Origin of the sequence: Pantoea sp. JZ29 (assembly GCF_035190385.1) — a bacterium.
GTDB lineage: Bacteria > Pseudomonadota > Gammaproteobacteria > Enterobacterales > Enterobacteriaceae > Pantoea > Pantoea stewartii.
This window is the reverse complement of sequence record NZ_CP045241.1, coordinates 192,641-212,562: the sequence shown is the minus strand read 5'-3', so window position 1 is coordinate 212,562 and position 19,922 is coordinate 192,641. Positions and strand designations below refer to the sequence as shown.

The 19,922-nt window shown below is 53.9% G+C and carries 14 protein-coding genes and 1 riboswitch; of the genes, 4 read left to right on the top strand and 10 right to left on the bottom strand.

The annotated features are described in order from the left end of the window. Positions 1-160 precede the first annotated feature (160 nt). Both murI and btuB read right to left on the bottom strand, forming a co-directional pair. On the bottom strand, positions 161-1,012 hold the full coding sequence (murI, locus tag GC090_RS00985; protein WP_054632891.1) for a glutamate racemase: 852 nt from the start codon (positions 1,010-1,012) through the stop codon (positions 161-163). After that, the gene (btuB, locus tag GC090_RS00980) at positions 957-2,843 is read right to left on the bottom strand and encodes a TonB-dependent vitamin B12 receptor BtuB (RefSeq protein ID WP_324020691.1); all 1,887 of its coding nucleotides are present in this window, start codon (positions 2,841-2,843) and stop codon (positions 957-959) included. The genes murI and btuB overlap by 56 nt, the downstream gene beginning before the upstream one ends. A gap of 52 nt (positions 2,844-2,895) precedes the next feature. Continuing rightward, a riboswitch (cobalamin riboswitch) is annotated at positions 2,896-3,079 on the bottom strand. A gap of 121 nt (positions 3,080-3,200) precedes the next feature. Here btuB and trmA point away from each other — a divergent pair. Continuing rightward, a complete protein-coding gene (gene trmA / locus GC090_RS00975; RefSeq protein ID WP_324020690.1) occupies positions 3,201-4,304 on the top strand; it encodes a tRNA (uridine(54)-C5)-methyltransferase TrmA in 1,104 nt (367 codons plus the stop codon). Positions 4,305-4,338: 34 nt separating this feature from the next. Here trmA and GC090_RS00970 read toward each other — a convergent pair whose 3' ends face one another. After that, on the bottom strand, positions 4,339-4,692 hold the full coding sequence (locus GC090_RS00970) for a YijD family membrane protein (protein ID WP_006121168.1): 354 nt from the start codon (positions 4,690-4,692) through the stop codon (positions 4,339-4,341). A 14-nt stretch (positions 4,693-4,706) separates the two neighbouring features. Beyond that, positions 4,707-5,354: an HTH-type transcriptional repressor FabR gene (gene fabR / locus GC090_RS00965; protein ID WP_006121169.1), complete on the bottom strand. Its 648-nt coding sequence runs from the start codon at positions 5,352-5,354 to the stop codon at positions 4,707-4,709. Positions 5,355-5,547: 193 nt separating this feature from the next. Here fabR and sthA point away from each other — a divergent pair, with 193 nt between their 5' ends. Next, complete coding sequence (sthA, locus tag GC090_RS00960) at positions 5,548-6,948, top strand: Si-specific NAD(P)(+) transhydrogenase (RefSeq protein WP_033738119.1); 1,401 nt, start codon at positions 5,548-5,550, stop codon at positions 6,946-6,948. Here the strand turns inward: sthA and oxyR are convergent. The 5 genes from oxyR to argC form a co-directional block, all read right to left on the bottom strand. Then, positions 6,931-7,848 (bottom strand): DNA-binding transcriptional regulator OxyR, encoded by a 918-nt coding sequence (gene oxyR, locus GC090_RS00955; RefSeq protein WP_006121171.1) that lies wholly within the window; start codon positions 7,846-7,848, stop codon positions 6,931-6,933. The two genes, sthA and oxyR, sit on opposite strands and share 18 nt — an antisense overlap. Before the next feature lie 352 nt (positions 7,849-8,200). Next, positions 8,201-9,574, bottom strand: a complete 1,374-nt coding sequence (argH, locus tag GC090_RS00950; RefSeq protein WP_033738117.1) for an argininosuccinate lyase — start codon at positions 9,572-9,574, stop codon at positions 8,201-8,203. Positions 9,575-9,662: 88 nt separating this feature from the next. Further along, positions 9,663-10,880: an argininosuccinate synthase gene (locus tag GC090_RS00945; protein WP_324020689.1), complete on the bottom strand. Its 1,218-nt coding sequence runs from the start codon at positions 10,878-10,880 to the stop codon at positions 9,663-9,665. A gap of 24 nt (positions 10,881-10,904) precedes the next feature. Further along, entirely contained in the window at positions 10,905-11,681 is a 777-nt protein-coding gene (argB, locus tag GC090_RS00940) for an acetylglutamate kinase (RefSeq protein WP_324020688.1), read from the bottom strand. Between the two features lie 14 nt (positions 11,682-11,695). Further along, complete coding sequence (argC, locus tag GC090_RS00935) at positions 11,696-12,700, bottom strand: N-acetyl-gamma-glutamyl-phosphate reductase (protein WP_324020687.1); 1,005 nt, start codon at positions 12,698-12,700, stop codon at positions 11,696-11,698. A gap of 168 nt (positions 12,701-12,868) precedes the next feature. Between argC and argE the strand changes: the two genes are divergently transcribed. Beyond that, positions 12,869-14,017 carry an acetylornithine deacetylase gene (gene argE, locus GC090_RS00930; protein ID WP_324020686.1) on the top strand — a complete coding sequence of 383 codons (1,149 nt, stop codon included), beginning with the start codon at positions 12,869-12,871 and terminating at the stop codon, positions 14,015-14,017. Between the two features lie 349 nt (positions 14,018-14,366). After that, positions 14,367-17,015 (top strand): phosphoenolpyruvate carboxylase, encoded by a 2,649-nt coding sequence (ppc, locus tag GC090_RS00925; protein WP_006121177.1) that lies wholly within the window; start codon positions 14,367-14,369, stop codon positions 17,013-17,015. A gap of 473 nt (positions 17,016-17,488) precedes the next feature. On the opposite strand, the gene GC090_RS00920 is transcribed toward ppc, so the two are convergent. Next, positions 17,489-19,921: a bifunctional aspartate kinase/homoserine dehydrogenase II gene (locus tag GC090_RS00920; RefSeq protein ID WP_054632886.1), complete on the bottom strand. Its 2,433-nt coding sequence runs from the start codon at positions 19,919-19,921 to the stop codon at positions 17,489-17,491. Between the last annotated feature and the right edge of the window lies 1 nt (position 19,922).

Sequence of the window (19,922 nt, the reverse complement as noted above, 5' to 3'; positions counted from 1 at the left end):
CTAAACTCATCGGTTCGAATCATTCTGAACCTTACTCAACCCGGCGCTTCGTATTGCGTTGTGCCGTGTCAGTGGAGGCGCATTATAGGGAGTTCTTCGAAGCTGACAAGGGCTAATTTCAATTAATTTTTCGAGTGCTGTTTTTTTCAGCAAAAACCCGCTAAAGCGCCAGTTTTTCAAGCAACGGGAAGCCATAACGCTGTAAAACCGGCGATAATTGCGCCGCCTCTTCATCCAGCTCAGTGCAAAACGCCATGTTTTGATCCGGCGAGCGGACTTCGGGTGCTTCATTGTCCAGTAGCCAGGCTGTACGTCTGGCTATTGCGGCACCGGAGTCAATTAAACGCGTACCTTCAGGCAGGACGTGCTGAAGCTCATCGCGAAGTAAAGGAAAGTGCGTGCAGCCTAATACGACAGTATCCGGTGGCTCCGTCATACGTAACCAGGGTTGCACAATGCGCCTGACATCATCCAGTGAAACCTTGTCGCCATGAAGCTTGGCTTCGGCTAACTCCACCAGCTCGGCTGAGCCCAGCATTTCAATCTTGCAGGTTTTAGCAAACTGCGACACCAGATCATGCGTGTACGAACGCCGGACCGTTGCGCGCGTCGCCAGCAGCCCGACCACACCGTTACGTGTAAGGCGTGCAGCCGGTTTGATTGCCGGTACAACGCCGACAACCGGAAAGGCAAATCGCTCACGTAATGCAGGCAAAGTGACGGTGCTGGCGGTATTACAGGCAATAATGACGAGAGAAATGGGATGACGGCGAGTAATGGCATCAACCATCGCAACAACGCGCTCGACAATAAAGGTCTCGGTTTTCTCACCGTAAGGAAAACCGGCATTATCGAACGCATAAAGATAATGCAGGTCCGGCAGGAGTTGCCGAACCTCATCATAGACAGAAAGCCCGCCTACGCCGGAATCAAACACCAGCACAGTCGGGCGCAGGTCAGAAGCAGTAGCTTCCGTTGAGGTAATACTCTCTTCCTGGAGTCTGGTAGCCATACGCTGTCTCGTAATCTTTATCGAACAGGTTGGCAATTCTACCACGAACGGTCAGATGTGATGTGACAGGATACGATACGGCGAGATCAACGGTGCTGTAGGCCGGCAAACGGCGCTGCTCACTCGTGTACTGGCTCGTGTTATTGTCATAACGCTTGCCAAAATACTGGTAAATAACATCTATATCAGCCTCATAAACCGTTACACCCAACTGATATTTCATCTGTTGACGAGACCGGCGAGCCAGGACTTCATCATCCGAATCGCGTCGGGCATCAAGATAGCCTAAGGTGATTTGATGATGCAGGAAAGACGTATCGAAGTCTGCGGTGGCTTCAATACCTTTCATTGTCACCGCTTTCTGATTGAAATAGCCGCCCTGGAATGTCACCGGATCGGACGCATAGTCAATCAGGTTCGTGACGTGATTACGGTAGGCCGCCAGCCGCCAGTTAACGGGGCCACTTAACCCTTCGAGCGCAGCTTCCCATTGTTTTGATTTCTCAGGCTGCAAATCGGGATTGGCGCTAATGCCAAAATGCTTTTGGCCATAAAGCTGCCCCAGCGTCGGTGCCTGGAAACCGGTGCCATAGGAGAGCGATGCCTTATAACCCGGCACAAACTCCCATCCAGCCGCCGTTTGCCAGGTACCATGACGGCCATAATCCTGGTTATCGTCTCCCCGGACAGCCCCTTCAAGCGTAACAGTGCCCAATTGCTGCTGCGTCGTCAGATATGCCCCGGTATTATCCTGCTTATAGCGGTCCGTTTCTCTGGGCTGGCCAGAAAAGAGTTGGCCTACTGAGCTCAACGCTTGCCGCTGCCAGTCAATCCCGGTACTCACCGTGCCATAACCGACTGCGAAGGCGTTCCCCCATTGAAGGTTGCGCTGATCCATATCATCCAGCGTATTGGAGTCTGCGTAACGTCCCTCAGCGCCAACATAATTATATATTTTGTACTTTTGGTAGCTGGCGACCAGTTGAGAAGAATAATCACCTTTAGTAAAGCGCAGGCCGGTATCAAAGGCGTGGTTATAAATCTGCTGCTCATCCGATCCGCCCGGGAAGCCAGCATCGTAGTCAGTATTCGCCGCATAACCATAACCACGAAAGAAACCGGAAAACATGTCATTGAACTTATGCTCAACCCCTGCCCAGAACGCTTTGTTGCGCCAGCCATCACGATCGCGATCGGCTGGAGACGTCGAATCAGGCTGGATGTTATAGCCATTGGTTGCCTGATAAGAACCGGCGACGGTAAGGCGGGTTTGGTCGGTCACATTCTGGTTTACGCCCCCGCTGTACTCCTGATATCCCTTTGACCCCATGCCTGCAGAAAGCACATTGTGATTTTGTGGATTTTGAGTAATCACGTTTACCACTCCGCCAATGGCATCAGCGCCATAGACGGAGGAGCGCGGCCCGCGAATGAATTCAACGCGTTGTATAAGGGAGATCGGAATCAGATTGAAGTCCGCTGCACCGGTGATGCCCGGTCTGGCAAAGGGCACGCCATCCACAAGAATCAACGTCTGGCGCGCTTCAGCGCCTCGCACAAACATTGACGCGCTTTGCCCAATCCCACCGTTCTGCGCAATATCCACGCCGGGCAGGCGACGAAGCACGTCTACCAGATTTTTTGCCTGCCACAGGTCAATCTCATCCCGTGTCACCACCGAGGTTGAAGCCAGTACCGACGAAACCGGCTGTTGAAAACGATTAGCCGTCACGATGAGCGCATCATCACTTCTCTGTGCAAAGCCATTTTGCGCCCAGAGGAAAATCGCCGTTGCACTGAAGGCAAACAGCGGGGTTGTTGTTTTACTCATTTTTATCGCATCCAAAAGAAAAAGGATGCCGCAGGCATACAGTCGATAGTACGCGTGGCGACGTCACACCGGCAGGTCTTCGGGCTGGGAATCATAGCAGGTGATGACTTCCCATCCCGCAGGACAGTGTCTGCAATTGCAATCACCCTGACATTCCTTACCGCTGCGCGTCAGCTCCAGATTCACACTGGATTCCCTGTTAACTCAAGGTTGAGGCCGGTGCCCGCAGTCTACGAAGCGCGCACGGGCAAGTCCAGATCTGCACACCCCGACGCTCTGCTCGCGCGCGCAGGACTGGACATCAGCAGGTGAATCCCTACAATCGCCCGGCAAGCAGGCTATTAACCAGGATTAAACATGACACCCGAACATCTCCCTGTTGAACAGTATGACGCGCAGCTGGCGGAAAAAGTCAGTCGGTTAGAAACGATGATGACGCCTTTCGCTGCCCCCGCCGTGGAGGTGTTCCGTTCACCGGTCAGCCACTATCGCATGCGTGCAGAATTCCGCATCTGGCATGATGGCGACGACATTTATCACATCATTTTCGATCAGGAGACGAAACAGCGCATTCGCGTTGACCAGTTCCCGGCGGCCAGTGCCCTGATTAACCAGATGATGCCGAAAATGATGGCGGCCATTCGCGATAATCGCATCCTGCGCCATAAGCTGTTCCAACTTGATTATCTGTCGACGCTAAGCAACCAAATCGTCATCTCCCTGCTCTATCACCGCAAGCTGGATGAGGAATGGCAGCAGGCCGCCACAACGTTACGCGATCAGTTGCGGGCGGAAGGCGTCGATGTGCAGCTGATTGGTCGCGCCACTAAGACCAAAATTTGCCTTGATCGGGATTACGTGGAAGAGCGTTTGCCGGTCGCCGGTAAAGAGATGATTTATCGACAGGTGGAGAACAGCTTCACGCAACCCAACGCGGCGATGAACATTCATATGCTGGAATGGGCGCTGGATGTGACAACGGGTTCCCGTGGCGATTTACTGGAACTCTACTGTGGTAATGGCAACTTCTCGCTGGCGCTGGCCAGAAATTTCCGCCGCGTGCTGGCCACGGAAATTGCCAAGCCATCCGTCGCGTCGGCCCAGTACAATATTGCCGTCAACCAGATTGATAATGTCCAGATTATTCGCATGGCGGCCGAAGAGTTTACCCAGGCAATGAACGGCGTGCGCAGCTTTAACCGGCTGGAGGGGATCGACCTGAAGAGTTATGACTGCGAGACGATCTTTGTGGATCCGCCGCGCAGTGGGCTGGATGAGGAAACCGTCAGGATGGTGCAGGCTTATCGCACGATCCTGTATATTTCCTGCAACCCGCAAACCCTGTGTGACAATCTGCTGGAGCTGGCGCAAACCCATGATGTCACGCGACTGGCCCTGTTTGACCAGTTCCCGTATACCCATCATATGGAATGCGGTGTGCTACTGACGCGCAAAGCGTAAAAAAACGGGAACCCAGGGGTTCCCGTTTTTGTGATTACCGGTTGCGATTGCGCTTGTAACGCAGGGCAATCCAGAACACCAGCCCGACCATAAGAATCGTGGGGATAAAGTTAGATCCGATATCCGGATATTCGGCACGCACTAATGCGCTGTACACCAGGATTCCCAGCAGGAAGAAGGCCGCAGCCAGCCCCGGAACCCCATCGGGCATACTTTTATTCAGGTAACGTTGATGCAGGCACCATGCCGCCAGCCCCAACGCAATCAACGGGAAAATAGAAAAAGGAACGAAAGCACTAAACAGCACAGAGAACGAGCCGTTCATAGCAAGGCCGGTGATAAAAGCCAGTAACATCGTGCCTTTATCACGGGAGCTTGGGTGGGTCATGGCAGGGTCCTTATTCATAGCTCTTCAGGTTTATCCAGGGTTACCGCCAGGCGTTCTTGTTCCCGGCGATACCAGTAATACGCGCCCTTCGCGATCATACGTAACTGCAATACCAGACGATCTTCCAGCTTACGACGCTGCGCTATATCAATATCCAGCGCCTCGGCACCGGCACTGAAGACAATAGTCACCATCGCTTCAGCCTGCGCTTCGGTGAAGCTGCGCGGCATGCGGTTTTCGACCTCAAGATAATCAGCCAGTTCAGCAATAAAATGTTGGATTTCACGCGCAACCGCCGCACGGAAAGCCGCAGACGTCCCCGAACGTTCGCGTAACAGCAGCCGAAACGCATTAGGGTTATTTTCGATGAACTCCATAAAGGTGGCGATAGAGGTTTTAATGATGCTGCCGCCTTTCGCAATACGTTGACGTGCCTGTCGCATCAACTGCCGCAGCATCAGCCCGCTTTCATCCACCATGGTTAAACCCAGCTCATCGACATCTTTAAAGTGCCGATAAAAAGAGGTTGGCGCGATGCCCGCCTCGCGGGCAACCTCACGTAAACTCAGACTGGCAAAACTGCGTTCGGCGCTGAGCTGACTGAAGGCAGCTTCAATCAGTGTACGTCGTGTACGTTCTTTTTGTTGCGCTCTGACGCCCATTCTCTCTGCCTTGTGAGGTTCTGAAACAGCACTATAACAAAATATTCAGCGTACAGTCCGGCAAACTTTGTGACGACGTGTTAAACCTCACTGAAAGCCAAAACGTGATGAAAATCGCTGTTAGAATTCAGAAGTGCGCGGCGAGATGTTAGAATCTCGTTGTAAAAATGTATAAATAATAGGACGTACCGGTATGCAAAAGTCTTACGATTACGATGTCATTGTGATTGGATCAGGACCAGGCGGTGAAGGTGCGGCGATGGGGCTGGTGAAGCAAGGCGCCCGAATCGCGGTTATCGAACGCTATCACAACATAGGCGGCGGCTGTACACACTGGGGTACGATCCCCTCGAAAGCCCTTCGTCATGCTGTGAGCCGCATCATCGAGTTCAACCAGAATCCCCTCTACAGTGACCATACCCGCCTTCTCCGCTCATCGTTTGCCGATATTCTCAATCACACGGAAAGCGTGATCAGCCAACAAACCGCAATGCGTCAGGGTTTTTACGAGCGCAATCGCTGTGAGCTGTTTCAGGGCGATGCGCATTTCGTGGATGCCAACACGGTTGAAGTGGAACATCATGATGGCACGCGCGAACAGCTGACCGCCGGGAAATTTATTATTGCCTGTGGTTCGCGCCCTTATCATCCGCATGATGTCGACTTTACCCATCCACGTATTTACGATTCCGATTCTATTCTGAACCTGCATCATGAACCCGGCCACGTCATCATTTATGGCGCGGGCGTGATTGGCTGTGAATATGCTTCCATTTTCCGTGGGCTCAATGTCAAGGTTGACCTGATCAACACCCGTGACCGCCTGCTGGCGTTCCTTGATCAGGAGATGTCTGACTCGCTGTCTTATCACTTCTGGAACAGCGGCGTGGTGATTCGTCACAACGAAGAGTTTGAGAAGATTGAAGGCGTGGATGACGGCGTTATCATGCACCTGAAATCCGGCAAGAAAGTCAAAGCGGACTGCCTGCTGTATGCGAACGGCCGTACAGGTAACACCGATTCACTGTCGCTGGAAAATGTCGGTCTGGAAGCGGATGGCCGTGGGCTGTTGAAAGTGAACAGCATGTATCAGACAGCGCAGCCGCACATTTATGCAGTGGGCGACGTCATTGGTTACCCCAGCCTGGCCTCCGCTGCTTACGATCAGGGCCGTATTGCCGCACAGGCCATCATTAAAGGCGAAGCCTCAGCGCACCTGATCGAAGACATTCCGACCGGGATTTATACCATTCCGGAAATCAGCTCTGTAGGCAAAACCGAACAGCAGCTCACGGCGATGAAAGTGCCTTACGAAGTGGGACGTGCGCAGTTTAAACATCTGGCGCGTGCGCAGATTGTGGGGATGAACGTCGGTAGTCTGAAGATCCTGTTCCACCGTGAAACCAAAGAGATTCTGGGCATTCACTGCTTTGGGGAACGTGCTGCGGAGATTATCCATATCGGTCAGGCGATCATGGAGCAAAAAAATGGTGGCAACACAATTGAGTACTTTGTGAATACCACCTTTAACTACCCGACCATGGCAGAAGCGTATCGCGTCGCCGCGCTAAACGGTTTAAACCGCCTGTTTTAACGTGGTATCGAAATAGCCTTGCATATGTGTGCGGATTGCCTCTGCCAGTTGTTCATAACGGCTGCGCAGAGGTGAGCCGGGACGGTAAACCAGCGCAATCGTACGCTGTGGTACCGGCTTATAACAGGGCAGATAACAAACCCCATCACGCACACGCTGTGGCGGGACAGCCAGAGCAGGCAGTAACGTAATACCGCTTCCTGCCGCGACCATATTGCGCAACGTTTCCAGGCTTGTCGCACGGAAATGGGTATCTTCGTCTGCACCCGCTTCAAAACAAAAACCCATGGCCTGATCGCGCAGGCAGTGGCCGTCTTCCAGCATCAGCAGTTTTTCACCAGCCAGATCGGACATTGGCACACGATCGCGTTCGCGCCACGGATGATCCTCATAAACCGCCAGCTTCATCGGTTCATCGAACAGCGGGACTTCAATAAAGGCTTCGCTTTCTTTGACCAGCGCCAGAATCGCGCAGTCCAGTTTGCCGCTGTCGAGCTGAGCCAGCAATTGCTGGGTCTGTGCTTCATGCAGGTACATTTCCAGCTTTGGAAAAGTCTGATGCAGCATAGGAATAATTTGCGGCAGTAAATACGGACCGGTGGTGGGAATCAGCCCAATATGCAGTGGTCCTGACATCGCTTCGCCCTGCTGACTGGCCATCTCTTTCAGCACTTTGACTTCACGAAGGACAGTACGCGCCTGGTCGACCAGCAGCAAACCGGCCTGCGTAAACAGTACTTTGCGGCTGGTACGTTCCAGCAGCATGACACCTAACTCATCTTCTAATTTGCGAATCTGCCCGCTTAAGGTCGGCTGACTGACATGACAGGCATCCGCCGCACGTCGGAAGTGACGATGTTCAGCAAGCGAAACCAGATATTCAAGATCACGGATATTCATTATTACCCTCCATTCCACGATAGCTCGTGGCGATAGATAGAATAGCAACCAACGATTGGCCCTATCAAGAGCGGATGGGAATAATGCCCACATCAAATTCATACTCATCGCCACCCAGGGAAATGTTTTCTGAATCATAAAGACAGCGTTATCCGCTGTTTTTAGCTGACGCAAATCTTCTGGCGACGCTGATAAAACAAAAAACTGAACAGGCGAAGGCCAGACGACAAGCGTAACGAATCTGAACATCGGTCGGGAGCACCGATGGTCTGATGATGTGCCTAAAATAAAAGTAGTTTCTGAAGCTAGAGGTTGGCGGGCATGGTATGCCCGCTCTTTTTTTATCTGCGACTCAGGCTAAGCGCGCTTTGGCATCCGCAATGGCACGGGCAACCTGAGACGGTGAAACGCCTCCCTGCGCATTGCGCTTATCCAGGCAGGATGACAGGGCCAGCACCGGATAGACATCGTCTTCGATAACAGCACTGAACTGCTTAAGCTGAGATAACGACAAGGCTTCCAGTGCCACACCTTGCGCGATCGCTGCAACGACCGTTTCTCCCACGATATGGTGCGCTTCACGGAAGGGAACGCCTTTTGCCACGAGATAATCGGCCAGTTCCGTTGAGTTTGCGTAACCCTGTTCGGCCGCTTCCTGGCAGCGAGGACGTTTTACCTGCAAACCTTCCAGCACCAGCACGGACATATGCAGGCAGTCCAGCCAGGTATCCAGCGCATCAAACAGCCCTTCTTTGTCTTCCTGCATGTCTTTGTTATAGGCAAGCGGCAGGCCTTTCAGCGTCATCATCATGCCGGTTAACGCGCCCTGAACCCGCCCGCATTTTCCACGGATCAGCTCCAGTGCATCCGGATTTTTCTTCTGTGGCATCAGGGACGAACCTGAGGTGACTTTATCCGAGAGTTCGATAAAGCCGGCTTCGCCGGTATTGAAGAAAATCATGTCTTCCGCAAAACGTGAAAGGTGCACCATGCCGATTGACGCATCGGAAAGCAGCTCCAGCACATGATCACGGTCGGATACGGTATCCAGGCTGTTACGCGTTGCAGACGCAAAGCCTAACCAGCCTGCCAGTTGCTCACGGTCAATAGCGTAAGCCGTTCCGGCCAGTGCACCACAACCTAACGGGCTGACATCAAGACGCTTTAACGTATCCTGCAAACGGCTTTCATCGCGCGCCAGCATTTCAACGTAAGCGAGGCACCAGTGTGCAAACGTCACCGGCTGTGCACGCTGTAAATGTGTATAGCCCGGCATCACCGCGTCCTGATTGACTTCGGCAGTCGCCACCAGCGCCTGCTGCAGCTCACGTGTGGCATCCAGCAGTGCGGCAACCTGCTCTTTACACCAGAGTTTCAGGTCGGTCGCCACCTGATCATTGCGGCTACGGCCGGTGTGCAGTTTTTTGCCCAGCGCACCGACTTTCTCAATCAACTGGCCTTCAACCCAGCTGTGAATATCTTCGGCATCGCTTTGCAGGATTTGCTCAGGATTGGCACGAACCTCCTCCAGCAATGCGTTCAGTGCGGCTTCAAGCTGCTGCTGCTCATCACTGCTCAGGACATTTACCGTCACCAGCGCTTTGGACCAGGCCACTGAGCCAATGATGTCCTGCTCTGCCAGGCGGTAATCAAAACGCAGCGAGTCGTTGAACTGTTTGAAACGTTGATCTGCTGCCTGGGTAAAGCGTCCACCCCAAAGTGCCATGTGAATCTCCTTCAAGTCGTTAAACCAGGGGCGGCCTGAAAGCCGCCCCTGATGTCATACTGAGAGGCGAGGCGATCCCCGCCTGCGATTACTTTTTCTGCTCGTTCAGCGCACGGATACGTGAAGAGAGTGAGAACAGACGGATAAAGCCGCCTGCATGACGATGATCGTAAACTTCGTCTTCGCCGAAGGTCGCGAACTCTTCGGAATACAGGCTGTTAGCTGAACGCTTCTGCGTCGCCGTGGCCTGACCTTTGTAGAGTTGCAGAACCACTTCGCCGTTAACCTCTTCCGCCAGCGACTCTGCCGCCGCCTGGATAGACTTACGCAGCGGTGCAAACCAGCGACCATCGTAAACCACATAAGACATTTCATGGCCCAGCTGCTCACGCCATTTGAAGCTGTCGCGATCCAGAACCAGTTGCTCTACCGCACGCAGCGCGTTAACCATAATGGTGCCGCCAGGGGTTTCGTAACAGCCGCGTGATTTAATGCCTACCAGACGGTTTTCAACGATATCGATACGGCCCACGCCATGTTTTGCGCCCAGCACGTTCAGTTTTTCCAGACACTGGAACGGGCTCAGTCTTTCACCGTTCACCGCCACCACGCGGCCTTTTTCAACGGTTACTGTCACGTCTTCTGGCTGATCGGGCGCTTCCAGCGGATCGACAGTCCAGACCCAGCAATCTTTGTTAGGTGCGTTAGACGGGCTTTCCAGCACGCCGCCTTCGGTAGAAATGTGCCAGGCGTTTTCATCACGGCTGTAGATTTTTTCCAGCGACGCGGTGGTAGGGATGTTGCGCGCTTTCAGATAATCCAGCAGCGCTTCACGCGAACGCAGATCCCACTCGCGCCATGGCGCCACCACTTTCAACTGCGGCGCCAGTGCGGTGTAAGTGGTTTCGAAACGCACCTGGTCATTACCTTTACCCGTGGCACCGTGGCACAGCGCATCAGCACCCACTTTCAGCGCCAGCTCAACCTGGGCTTTCGCGATGACAGGACGCGCCATTGAGGTACCCAGCAGATACGTCCCTTCATACAGGGCCCCGGTCTGCAGCACCGGATAAACGTAGTCACTGATAAACTCTTCACGCAGATCGACAACGTGACATTCTGATGCACCTGACTGCAGCGCTTTCTTCTCAACGCCTTCCAGATCGCTACGTTCCTGACCGATATCCGCCACGAACGCGACCACTTCACAGCCGCCATAGTTTTCTTTCAGCCAGGGAATAATGGCCGAAGTATCCAGACCACCGGAGTAAGCCAGTACGATTTTTTTGATGTTTTGCGTTTGCATTTCGTAATCCTTGAATCTGAGTCGTTAAGCGAGAATCCGGGTGCCAATGGACACGCCATTAAAAAGGGTAGGTAACTGCTCGGCATGACGCCAGCTGGCAATATCGACCGGACGGCCCAGCGTACGTGCCGCATCCAGCGCAGCGTTCACTTTGACAATCATGCCATCGGTGATGATGCCCTGAGCGATCAGCTGTTCTGCTTTATCTGCCGTCATTTCTTCGATGCGCTGACCTTTGCCATCAAGAATGCCGCTGACGTCCGATAACAAGACTAAGTCAGCACCCAGCGTTGAGGCCAGCGCTGTGGCAGCCTGATCGGCATTGACGTTCATGAGCTCACCGCTGTCGGTGATGCCGATTGAACTGACAACGGGCATGTAACCTGCACCCAGCAGCGTGTTAATTAATGCAGGATTGCCCGGCGTTGCGTTGCCCACATGGCCCAGCGCTTCATCTAACTGGGTGACATTGGCCAGGCCCGCATCGCCCAGACACAGACCGACGGCCTGAATGCCGTATTTTTTCGCCCAGGCCAACAGCGTTTTATTGGCGGTACCAGCCAGTGCGCCGGTGATGATGTCAATCTGATCGGCAGGCGTAACACGCAAACCGTTCTTCTTTTGCACCGGCAGCGCCAGTTTTTTCATCAGTTCATCGACCAGGCAACCGCCACCGTGAACGATAATCAGGGGGCGCTGATGAGCAGAACGGTAGGCCAGCAACGCGTCAAATAAACGGGCCAGTGCTTCTTCGCTGTCTAACAGCACACCGCCCAGCTTGATAATTAATGGATTAGTCATGGTTTAGTCGTCCGTTAAATCAGTGACTGCGTTTCAGGGAAACCGAAACGAATATTAAGGCACTGTACTGCCTGAGAGGCTGCCCCTTTAAGCAGGTTATCTTCAGCAGCCACCACAATCAGGTGTTCGCCCTGTACGGCAAAGCCAATATCACAGTAAGGCAGACCGACCACGGCTTTCAGTGCCGGTACGCCTTGCTCGTAAACGCGTACCAGCGGCTTATCGTGGTAGGCATTGTGAAAGACCTCAGCGACATCATCACGGCTGACGCCGGCATTAAGACGGCAGGTGATCGTGGCCAGGATGCCACGCGGGAAACTGCCCAGGTGCGGCGTAAAAATTACCGGTGTACCCAGGTGCGCCACAATTTCAGGATGATGACGATGATTAAAAATACCGTAAGGCTGCAGACTGACTTCACAGAAGCTGGTACCAACATTCGCTTTGCGCCCTGCTCCACTGACGCCACTGGTGGCATTGATGACCGGCCACTGCGCCTCATTCAGTAAACCGGCATCCACCAACGGCTTGAGTGCCAACTGAGAGGCGGTGGGATAGCAGCCAGGGACGGCAATCAGCTGTGCTTCTTTGATTTTTTCCTGCTGGAACTCCGCCAGACCGTAAACGGCTTTATCCAGCCAGTCCCCATGCTGGTGCGTGAAGCCATAAAACTGCGTGTAAAACTCGCCGTCGTTGACGCGGAAAGCGCCGGACAGATCGAACACGACGCAGCCAGCTTTCAGAAATTCAGGCGCCAGGTCGTGGCTGACTTCGTGGGCCGTCGCCAAAAACACCACATCAACTTTATCTGCCCATTCGTCGGCGCGGCTCAGTGGCTGCAGCGGCAGATCCACCACGCCTTTCAGCTGTGGATAAAGATCGGACAAGCGCTTACCCGCATCGGGACTTTGCGCAGACACCGCCAAAGCGGTTATGTTGATATGTGGATGGCGATTAAGGAAGGTGGCAAGCTCTACGCCAGCGTAACCACTGGCACCAACGATCAGCGTATTCAACATCAGGCTGTATACCTTTATTACAGTCACACGTTCCGGGTCGCGGCCTTGCCCCGTTGCCCACGATGTCGTTTGCAGCGATTTAAGGTTCACATGCACACGACGTTAATGTATTTTTATTCACTATTAATGCATGAATATTGATACATCCTAACTCAAGGACCGTCAACAGTGAAGACAAAATTACCGCCTTTTATCGAACTCTACCGCCAGTTGATCGCAACACCGTCTATCAGCGCAACCGATGCCGCTCTCGATCAGAGCAATGAAACTTTAATCAATTTACTGGCTGGCTGGTTCCGTGACCTGGGTTTTACCGTGGAAGTCCAACCCGTGCCGGGCACGCGGCATAAATTTAATATGCTGGCGCGCACCGGAAACGGTGCGGGCGGTCTGCTGCTTGCCGGGCACACCGATACCGTTCCGTTTGATGATGGTCGCTGGACTCGCGATCCTTTTACCCTGACCGAGCACGACAACAAGTTGTACGGTCTGGGTACCGCCGATATGAAAGGCTTCTTCGCGTTTATTCTGGACACGCTCCGTGATGTGGATGTGACAGCCCTGAGTAAGCCGCTTTATATTCTGGCCACCGCTGATGAAGAAACCACCATGGCGGGCGCGTCATATTTTGCCGCATCCACACAGCTTCGCCCTGACTGCGCCATTATTGGCGAACCGACGTCGCTGAAACCTGTCCGTGCGCACAAAGGACATATCTCGAATGCGATTCGTATTCAGGGTCAATCTGGCCATTCCAGCGATCCGGGTCGCGGCGTTAATGCCATTGAGCTGATGCATGAGTCGATTACCGAACTCATGCAACTGCGCAATACGCTGAAAGCCCGTTACAGCCATGATGGTTTTGCGATTCCTTATCCCACAATGAACTTTGGTCATATTCATGGCGGTGATGCAGCAAACCGTATCTGCGCCTGCTGCGAATTGCACATGGACATCCGCCCTTTGCCGGGGCTGACGCTGAGCGATCTTGACGCGCTGTTGAATGAGGCACTGGCGCCGGTGAGCGAACGCTGGCCGGGACGGATTACCATCGAAGAATTGCATCCGCCGATTCCGGGCTATGAATGTCCGGTTGACCATGAGCTGGTCAAGGTGGTGGAAAAACTGCTGGGTACACCGACAGAAGTGGTGAATTATTGCACTGAAGCCCCGTTTATCCAGCAACTTTGTCCAACGCTGGTGCTAGGCCCGGGTTCTATCAACCAGGCGCATCAGCCGGACGAATTTATCGATACCGCATTTATTCAGCCTACGCGCGCCTTAATCGCTCAGGTTGTGCAGCATTTCTGTCACTAATTATCATCAAACGGGGCATTTCACTGTATTAACAGCAAAATGCCCTGCCAATCTGTGGGATTTGATAATAAGAATAACTTATCCCGCTTCGTCGCTATCAAATTCCATGAATTTCCGTCAGTTAGCTACACGTTTCCCTCACTTTAAGTCATTTGACGAACGCCTGATTACGTGGCTAGATAAAAGACGATGTTATACCCACTGGGCAATCATCCCACTTTATTCAGCTTGCGACGGGCAGCAACTGAAGAACCCCGGTCAGAGCCGGGAGGACGACGTTGCTGGCTTTTCTGCTGCCTGAAAAGGCGGGTATAGAGGTTTATCAAGACGATAAGGGTGTCAGGGTCACATGAACGAACAATATTCCGCAATGCGAAGTAATGTCAGTATGCTCGGCAAACTGCTCGGGGATACGATTAAGGATGCGCTGGGAGAGAATATCCTGGGCCAGGTGGAAACCATCCGTAAGCTCTCTAAGTCATCCCGTGCAGGAAATGACACTCATCGTAAGGAATTGCTGAATACGCTGCAAAACCTGTCAAATGACGAGTTATTGCCCGTGGCGCGTGCCTTTAGTCAGTTCCTCAACCTCACTAACGTGGCTGAGCAGTATCAAACGATTTCCCGCAGCGGCGATGGCGCAAACCACCCTGAACTGTTGAAAAAAACATTTGAAACCCTCAAGCAAAATAATCTCAGTGAAAGTGCGATTCATAAAGCCATTGAATCACTTTCCCTGGAACTGGTTTTAACCGCGCACCCTACTGAAATTACACGCCGCACGCTGATTCACAAACTGGGCGAGGTCAACAGCTGTCTTGAACAACTCGACCACAGCGATATCTCTGAATACGAACGCAACCAGATTATGCGCCGCCTGCGCCAACTGGTCGCGCAGGCCTGGCATACGGATGAGATCCGTAAATACCGTCCAACGCCGGTTGATGAAGCCAAGTGGGGATTTGCCGTCGTTGAAAACAGCCTGTGGGAAGGTGTACCTGCATTTTTGCGTGAGCTGAATGAGCAGGTAGAAGAGACGTTTGGCATTAAGTTACCGGTTGATTTTGTGCCGGTGCAGTTCACCTCCTGGATGGGCGGAGACCGTGACGGTAACCCGAACGTCACCGCCGCCATTACCCGCCATGTTATGCAGCTCAGCCGCTGGAAAGCCACCGATCTGTTTCTGCGCGATATTGGCGTGTTGATTTCGGAACTGTCGATGTCCGAATGCAGTCAGGAAGTTGCCGAGCTGAGTGGCGATCCTGAGGCGCTGGAGCCGTATCGCGTGATCTTAAAGCGTCTGCGCAGTCAGCTAATGTCTACCCAGGCTTACCTGGAGCGCCGCCTGAAAGGCGAGCGCTTGCCCCGCCCGGCAGACCTGCTGGTCTCCAACGCGCAGTTGTGGGATCCGCTTTTCGCTATCTATCAGTCCCTGCAGCAGTGCGGCATGGGCATTATTGCCAACGGTCAGTTACTGGATACGCTGCGCCGTGTGAAATGCTTTGGCGTGCCGCTGGTTCGCATCGACGTCCGTCAGGAAAGCACCCGTCACACTGAAGCTATCGCTGAAATTACCCGCTATCTGGGCCTGGGCGATTATGAAAGCTGGTCGGAAGCCGACAAGCAGGCTTTTCTTATCCGTGAGCTGAACTCCAAGCGCCCTTTACTTCCACGCAGTTGGGAACCGAGTGACGAAACCCGCGAAGTGCTGGAAACCTGCAAAGTAGTGGCAGAAGCGCCCCAGGGCTCTATCGCAGCCTATGTCATTTCGATGGCGAAAACGCCGTCTGATGTCCTTGCCGTCCATCTGTTACTGAAAGAGGCTGGCATTCCGTTCGCTATGCCGGTTGCTCCCCTGTTTGAAACCCTGGATGACCTGAACAATGCCAATGATGTGATGAGCAAACTGCTTAACATCGACTGGTACCGTGGTTTTATTCAGGGCAAACAAATGGTCATGATTGGCTATTCCGACTCGGCGAAAGATGCCGGCGTGATGGCCGCCAGTTGGGCACAATACCAGGCACAGGATGCACTGATTAAAACCTGCGAAAAGGCGGGCGTTTCCCTCACGCTATTCCACGGACGCGGCGGCACCATCGGCCGCGGGGGTGCACCCGCGCATGCCGCACTGCTGTCCCAGCCGCCAGGCAGCCTCAAAGGCGGCCTGCGCGTGACGGAACAGGGCGAAATGATTCGCTTCAAGTACGGCTTGCCGGAAGTCACTATCGCCAGCCTGTCGCTTTATACCGGCGCGATTCTGGAAGCCAACCTGATGCCGCCGCCGGAACCCAAACCGGAATGGCGTAATATCATGAACCAGCTTTCTGCCGACTCCTGCGCCATGTACCGGGGTTATGTGCGTGAGAATAAGGATTTTGTGCCTTACTTCCGTTCCGCAACCCCTGAGCAGGAACTGGGCAAGCTGCCCCTGGGCTCTCGTCCGGCGAAGCGTCGTCCGACGGGCGGTGTGGAATCCCTGCGCGCCATTCCCTGGATTTTTGCCTGGACGCAAAACCGCCTGATGTTACCCGCCTGGCTGGGCGCGGGCGCCGCCCTGCAGCAGGCGATGCTGGCAGGCCATCAGGATCAGCTTGAGGCCATGTGCCGCGACTGGCCCTTTTTCTCAACCCGCCTTGGTATGCTGGAAATGGTGTTTTCGAAAGCAGACCTGTGGCTGGCGGAGTATTACGATCAGCGACTGGTTGATAAATCGTTATGGCCATTAGGTAAACAGCTGCGTGACCAGCTGGATGCCGATATTAAAGCGGTGCTGACCATCGCCAACGATTCCCATCTGATGGCGGACCAGCCGTGGATTGCCGAATCGATTGCCCTGCGTAACGTTTATACCGATCCCCTGAACGTACTCCAGGCAGAGCTGCTTCACCGTTCACGTGCACAGGAAGCCCGTGGTGAAGAACCGGATGCGCGCGTCGAACAGGCGCTGATGGTAACGATTGCCGGTGTCGCTGCAGGGATGCGTAATACAGGTTAACTCACAGAAACAGGGCGGTTGATACCGCCCTGTTTCGTATCAGTTAACGTCATCTTCATATTGCCATTACAGGTCGCCCAACTGACGCGGGGGCAAAAGGTATCGCACCTTTCAGATTGCAGAAATGCCGGCCTTTTACCCTTTCGCGTGACAGAATATTCACCCTGTTCGTAGCAGGCTCAGGTGACCAATGGCATGCCATAGCTTCTCTGCCATTTCGCTGATCCGGGGAGGGAAGAATGAAGAGTAATCTGTCCGTTTAGCGCTGACCGGCAAAAAAACGCATCCTGCCACCACCACCCAACGCTTCCCCCCAACATATTGAGACGTTCAGACATTCAACGTGACCGATGCTCCCCTCAGCGCCAGTCAAAATGGCGCCACAGGCAGGCAAACGTTACCGCACGTTATGACATCGGCGAGCAGAAACAGGGCAAAAAAACAGGTGCCGGAGCACCTGTGTTGAAACCTGTTTAGAGGAGTTGCGCGAGGCGATTGATATCAGACTGTATCGCGCCTGCCGTGACGTCACGACCCGCGCCAGGTCCGCGAATCACCAGAGGATTATCGCGATACCAGCGGCTGTCGATGGCAAACACATTATCGCAGGGCAGTAAGGCTGCCAGAGGATGCTCAGGACGAACGGCTTCCACACCCACACGTGCTTTGCCATTGGCATCAAACCGTGCCACATAACGCAGGACCAGCCCCATTTCCTGGGCGGCTTCAAACCGTTGCAGCATCTGCTCGTTAAGTTCGTCACCGTTCTCGAAGAAATGGTCGACGGATTCATCACAGTTCTGGGGCACCAGTGACTCGACGCGTACCTGATCGGGTTCAATGTTATAGCCCGCTTCACGGGCCAAAATGACCAGCTTACGCATCACATCTTCGCCAGACAGATCAACACGCGGATCCGGCTCGGTTAAGCCCTGCTGCCATGCCTGATCCACCAGTTCGGTAAAGGGCACCGTCCCGTCAAACTGCAGGAACAGCCAGGACAATGTGCCTGAGAAAATACCGCTAATCGACAGAATGGTATCGCCACTTTCACGCAGATCCCGCACCGTATGGTTGATGGGTAAACCTGCGCCTACGGTGGCGTTATATAACCAATGACGCCCGGTTTTTTCGAAGGCATCGCGAATCTCACGCCAGGTTTGCGTGTCGGACGCGCCCGCAATCTTATTGGCGCTAATCACGTGGAAGCCATGACTGGCAAAATCCAGATACTGCTGTGCCAGTGGTTTACTGGCGGTGACGTCCAGCACCACAAGATCATCGTAAGGATGCGCCCGCATCCACAGAAACAGCGATTCTTCATCACGTGTTTCCGCTTCATCGTCAAAGAAGGCCAGCGCGCGGCTGGCATCAAGCCCGTCATAGTTCAGCAGGCTGCGTTGACTGTCGACCACACCCGCCAGCACAAATTCAAAACCGGTTCGTGCTGACAAGGTTTCCTGCTCACGCGCAAACAGTTCCAGCCAGCGTGAGCCGATATTGCCTTTGCCAAACAGCATCAGGCCAATTCGCTTTTCGGCACGGAACAGGGAGCTGTGTAAGCCCTGAATTAAATGCTGCGTCGGCCCCACGCGCAGGACCGCCACCACGCTGATATGTTCTGGCGACTGACAAACAAACTCAACCGGCTGATCTTTCAACTGCTGCCAGAAACGGTGCGTATGCAACGGATTACGAGTCACGCCTGCTCCGACCAGCGCTACCAGCGCTAAGCCATCACGTAACTGTAAATGCCCGGGTAAGCCTGCGTCCTGTAACAATGTGAAGGCGCTGTTAACCACTTCAGAGGTGTAACAGAGTTGCAGCAGCTGACGATCAGGATGAACGCCCATTGCCAGTGGGCGCATCTGCGCGCGCGTGAGCAACTGATCGATCTCTTTGCGCAGGAGCGTAAAATCGTGCTGCCCGGGAAGCTGGATTTCGACCAGACACACATCATCGTGACTGGTCACAATGCGTGCGCCCGTTCCGGAAGCGAGGACGCGCTCAATACGGGTTGAGCCCTGTTCTGGCTGATAGCTACAGCGCAACTGCAAATCGATGTCGCTGCCGGAAACGGGCTGTAAGGTGCGGGTATGCAGCACCGGTGCGGCGAGACGCGCCAGTTCACTGGCCTCATCAAGACGCAACAGCGGCAGCAGACAGGCATCAGAAACTTTACGTGGATCGGCACTGTAAACACCCGCCACATCACTCCAGATAGTGACGCGTCCCACACCGGCCAGCGCACCAATTTGTGTGGCGGAGTAATCAGAGCCATTACGCCCCAGCAACACGGTTTCACCCGCATCGTTGGCGCAGATAAAGCCCGTCACCACGATACGTTTATGGGGATGCTGGGCCAGCAGCGTTTGTAACAACGGCCAGGATTTTCCTTCATCAACCTGAGGCTGCGCGGCACGTTCTGCACGCAGAAAATCGCGCGCATCCAGCCAGCAGGCCTGCAGGTCGTGTTGATTCAGCACAGCGGACATTAAACGTGCCGACCAGACTTCACCATGGCCCACGACTTCCGCATAAACCGCGTCGGTAACGGTACCATCGAGTAATCCGGCAAGCTTCTCAAGATCGCGAATAAAGGCCGATATTAAAGGTTCGGCGATTTCGGCAGGCAACAGGGCACTGATGAGCTCACTCTGATAACGACGTAATGTCTGCTGCACCTGATGCGCGGACAAGCGGTCACTCTGGCTCAGTTTCAGCCAGCTAATCAGCTGATTGGTCGTTGAACCTGCGGCTGAGACCACCATCATGTCGCCTGGCTGGCTGTAATCCGCCATGATGCTGGCAACACGCTGGTAGCAGCGTGCATCGGCAAGGCTGCTGCCACCAAACTTGTGGAGCTGTCTGTTGTTTGGCGTTCCTGCGCCTGCTGAAATCGTCATG